This window comes from Rhodococcus sp. P3_B8 (assembly GCF_056402775.1).
This window is the reverse complement of record NZ_JBFUGT010000464.1, coordinates 1-3,718: the sequence shown is the minus strand read 5'-3', so window position 1 is coordinate 3,718 and position 3,718 is coordinate 1. Positions and strand designations below refer to the sequence as shown.

2 protein-coding genes and 1 pseudogene are annotated in these 3,718 nt (G+C 68.0%); all 3 read left to right on the top strand.

Features of this window, described 5'->3' with window-relative positions; translation table 11 throughout:
- Positions 1-139: 139 nt before the first annotated feature.
- Complete coding sequence (locus AC1D1G_RS42930; RefSeq protein WP_206016336.1) at positions 140-1,195, top strand: tyrosine-type recombinase/integrase; 1,056 nt, start codon at positions 140-142, stop codon at positions 1,193-1,195.
- Entirely contained in the window at positions 1,192-3,486 is a 2,295-nt protein-coding gene (locus AC1D1G_RS42925) for a tyrosine-type recombinase/integrase (RefSeq protein ID WP_477956677.1), read from the top strand. The genes AC1D1G_RS42930 and AC1D1G_RS42925 overlap by 4 nt, the downstream gene beginning before the upstream one ends.
- Positions 3,487-3,554: 68 nt before the next feature.
- Positions 3,555-3,718: pseudogene (locus tag AC1D1G_RS42920) on the top strand (DDE-type integrase/transposase/recombinase); the annotation flags it as partial.

Sequence of the window (3,718 nt, the reverse complement as noted above, 5' to 3'; positions counted from 1 at the left end):
CGGTTGTGGTTGACCGACATCACCGAGCACTGGACCGATGAGGGCAAGCTCTACCTATTAGTTACGTGGAATCACGCCGGGGGTGGGTTGTTCGTCCCGCGGTGTCACCACGAGCTGAGGGGCCCTGTTGACTGTGTCGATGAACTTGGAGGAGAAGTGGCCGGTGCTGTGCCGGCACGAGCGGGCGGCCGAGTGGTTGCGGATCTGGACCGATCTGGGGCGGGCGCCTCGCACGATCGACGCGTATGCGCGCGGCCTGGCCGAGTATCTGCTGGTCTGCGATCGCGAGGGCATCGACCCGGTTGTTGCCACCCGGGCCCAAATCGCCCTGTTTGTAAGGGAGTTGCGGACTCGCCCGAGCCGACGCGGTACCAACGTTGTCGCGTTGGACTCGGGTTCGGGTCTGGCGAACGCGACGCTGCAGCAGCGGCTGGTTCCGGTGCGGTTGTTCTACGACTTCCTGGTCGAGGAGGGCGTGCGCGAGTCCAACCCGGTCGGTCGCGGGCGTTACACGCCGGGCCGGCACTTCGGTGGGCAGTCCCGGCCGCTGGTCCCGCGGATGGTCAAGTTGCCCTGGATCCCCGGCGAGGCCGAGTGGTTCCAGCTGCTTGACGCGTTCCGGCTCGAGCCGATCCGTAACCGGCTGATGCTGGCGCTGGCCTACGACTCGGCGCTGCGCCGTGAAGAGCTGTGCTCGCTGCGCACCGACGATCTCGATCCCGCGCACCGCACGCTGCGGGTGCGGGCGGAGACGACCAAGACCCGTCGGGGGCGGGTGGTGCCGTACTCGGCGGCGACCGGGGTGCTGCTGTCGGGCTACCTCGCGCACCGGGCCGGGATCAGCCGCGCCCGGGGGCCGCTGTTCTTGTCCGAGTCACGGCGCAATTACGGTGAACCGCTGAGCTTGTGGAGCTGGTCGAAGGTGGTGCGGCGGGTCGCGTTGGCTGCTGATGTTCCGCAGTTCTCCACGCACACCACCCGACACCTGTGTCTGACCGACCTGGCCCGGATGGGCTGGGAGCTGCACGCAATCGCAACGTTCGCCGGGCACCGTTCCACCGAGTCGACACTGACCTACATTCACCTGTCGGGCCGGGATCTTGCGGAAAAGCTGAATCGTTCGATGACGCACCTGCATGCGCAGCGCATCAGCATGCTCACCGCAGCCGATGCCGACGGGACGGGTCCGGCGTGACCGCCGCGGTTCGTGCCGTCGGCAAGACGGAAGCCATGCAGCCGGGGTGGACGTTTCCGTTGTCCCTCGAACGCTACGACCAGCGGGGGGAGCTGACCGATGCGGAGCGCCGCGCTCTGCGCGAGTTGGGTCCGAAGGCGTTGCGCCGCAACAGAGCACGGGGAATCCCACGCCGGACCGCGACCCACTGGACGGCGCTGGCCCGTCTCGTCGAGCCGCTCGACACCGCGCGGGCCGGGTTGCATCATGGCGATGACACCCGGTTTCGCCGGGCCGGGGCGCACGCGGCCGCGATCATCTTGCAGAACTGCGTGGACACGAGCCGGTCCTACTGGGCGTGGACGACCGAGGACTGGGCGCAGCTGTGTGGTTCGAGCGCCGAGGCCTTCGTCGCAGCCAGGGAACTGCCGACCGAGACCACGGTGCGTCCCTTCCTGCTCGCGCTGGCCTATCTGCTCGGCGGCTTCGACGACTTCCAGCTGTTGGGCACGTTCAACCGGCTGCACCTGGCCCGCTTCGTCTTCGGCGCCGGGATTGTCGAGGAGTCGATGCGCCAGGCCAGCGCGGTCCTGGACCAGTGGGGCTACCGCGGCGCCGCGAGCGGCAAGCACCGCCTGCGTGGGGTGTTCAGCCAGGCGCTGCTGATCAACCGCAGCCCCAGGTTGGAGGACCTGGACACCGCGGCGTTCGAGCGGCTGCGCGCGCATCCGGCAACAGGTGACCACCACGGCGAGATGCTCTACGCGCTGCAACGTGCGGTCGCCGCACTCGGACACTGCGACCCGCCGGTGCGCACCGGGCACCACCACGCACCCGGCATCGAGGGCACTGCCACAGCCTGGGCCGGCTGGGTCGAACGCTGGCACGACACCTCGACGCTCACCCCACGGGTCCGCGCCGCCGTGCGCACCATCATGGCCAAGGCCGGGCGATGGTTGGTCGCAGAACATCCTGAGATCACCGAACCCGGGCAATGGACCCGTCAGACGTGCGCCGCCTGGGTCGCGGTCGTGGACCGCATGAACGTCGGCGACTACGTCCAGCGACGCGACCACCTCCACGCCCGTGCTGGAACACCGATCTCCCCGCGCACCAAGGCCCACAACCTGATGGCGACCCGCACCTTCTTCCGCGACTGCCAGGAGTGGGAGTGGATCGGTCGCCGCTTCGACCCGGCCCGGGCACTTGCGGTGCCCCGCAGCGTGTCCGCGCTGATCGGCACCAACCCACGCGTCATCGCCGACGAGGTCTGGGCGAAACTGCTCTGGGCCGGGCTGAACCTCGACCAGGACCATCTGCCCGGCAACTCCGCCGACACCTACTACCCGATGGAGCTGATCCGGGCGATCACGCTGACCTGGCTGTTCAGCGGCCTGCGCAGCGACGAGTTGTCCCGCCTTCGAGTCGGCTGCGTGCGCTGGCAACACAACGGTCAGCCCATTGCTGCCGACTCGCCCGACGTGCTCGCCGAGGACGCCGTCTGCCTGCTCGACGTGCCCGTCCACAAGACCGGCACCGCGTTCACCAAACCCGTCGATCCTCTACTGGGACAGGCGATCGAGGCCTGGCAGGCGCTGCGCCCGCCTCAGCCGACGACGCTCGACCGCAAGACCAGCGAACAGGTGGACATGCTCTTCGCTGTCCGCGCGCACCCGGTCGCGAAGAACTACATCAACCGCACGATCATCCCTGCGCTCTGCGCCAAGGCCGGTGTCCCGAGCAGCGACGTCCGCGGCAACATCACCAGTCACCGGGCCCGGTCCACGATCGCGACCCAACTCTACAACGCCAAGGAACCGATGACGCTGTTCGAGCTGCAGGCATGGCTCGGACATCGCACCCCGACCGCCACGCAGCATTACGCGAAGATCAGCCCGAACACCCTTTCCAAGGCCTACACCGAAGCCGGTTACTTCGCCCGCAACGTGCGCACCATCGAGGTGCTGCTGGACCGCGATGCCGTCACTTCCGGCGCCGCCGCCGCCGGGCAGCCCTGGCAGCACTACGACCTCGGCCACGGATGGTGCAGCTACAGCTTTTTCGAGCAGTGTCAGCACAGGATGGCCTGCGCACGCTGCGACTTCTACACCCCGAAAGACTCCAGCAAAGCCCAGCTGCTCGAGGCGAGCGGCAACCTGCAGCGCATGCTCGCCAGCATCCCGCTTACCGACGACGAGCGCGCAGCCGTCGACGACGGACACACCGCAGTCACGCCCTGCTCGACCGGCTCACCGACGTCCCCACACCCGCCGGGCCCACCCCGCGTGAGCTCGGTACCCCCGCGACCGTGACCCTGCTGCCGATCGTGCAAGTCCGACCCGGGAAACCCTGATGAACTTGACAATCTTGATTCCACATAATCTGCGCGATCAAGGACTGCTTCTCCACCCGGATCGTCGGCTATTCGATCGCCGACCGGATGACCGCGGACCTGGCATGTTCGGCGCTGCGAAATGCCATTGCGCTCCGCAACCCGGACGGCACCGTCGTACATTCCGATCGCGGCAGCCAGTTCCGTTCCGG